The organism is Bartonella sp. AA1HLJMS (genome assembly GCF_042197445.1).
Taxonomy (GTDB): Bacteria; Pseudomonadota; Alphaproteobacteria; order Rhizobiales; family Rhizobiaceae; genus Bartonella.
This window is the reverse complement of sequence record NZ_JBHIRW010000272.1, coordinates 1-717: the sequence shown is the minus strand read 5'-3', so window position 1 is coordinate 717 and position 717 is coordinate 1. Positions and strand designations below refer to the sequence as shown.

Here is a 717-nt window from a genome sequence, read left to right as displayed (position 1 = left end):
CTTCATAGAATAAAAGCTTTGTGCTTGAATATCGGCGGTCGGATAACCGTTTTCTGTAGTGACCAAATCAATCACCAAATCATGCTTCTCATTACCGATTTTGCAAAGATGAAAGTCAATACCGGTGATTTGCCGTGTTTCATCGGGGGTAAAGACTTGCGCTTGTGGGTCAAATTGCATCCATATTTTCACAGTGGTGGTGCGCCGCATCACTTTCACATCAATCAGACCTTGACCGGTAAAAAGCCCCGTTGCAATGGTTCCACCTTTCCCCCGTGCCACAACATTTTTTGTGCCAGCGGTGATGTTTTGTGGAATTTTAAAAGTTCCTTCAAGGGTGCCCTTGCTATCGGCAACAAGGCGGCTCGCTGGCAAAACATTCACACCATCAAAGATGAGGCTTTCTAATTGTTCTAACTTGCCAAAGCCTTCAATTTTAAAGTGAAGGGTAATTTGTCTTAAAAAGTCGGTTTGTTCTTGATGTGCATTGACCAAGTCATCACGCACTTCTGTGTTACGGATAGTTCTGCCGCGATGTTTTCCCATAATGATTTGATTGGTCACGCTTGAGAGCCAATCGGTGCGCTGTTCATGCCAGAAGTCTGTCGCGGGTTCAAGGGTTACTGTACCAGGCAAGGTCGCAAAATTTTGATAAGGATTGATTTTTTCGCAAGCCGTTGTCAACTCTTGCGCAATGATCACTTCATTTGTCCAGTC

The 717-nt window shown here is 44.5% G+C and carries 1 protein-coding gene; it reads right to left on the bottom strand.

The window, feature by feature from the left end; all coding sequences use genetic code 11:
* Window positions 1-717, bottom strand: a 717-nt coding sequence (locus ACFIQE_RS11135; RefSeq protein WP_375707777.1) for a DUF4815 domain-containing protein, incomplete at both ends; no start/stop codon positions are given.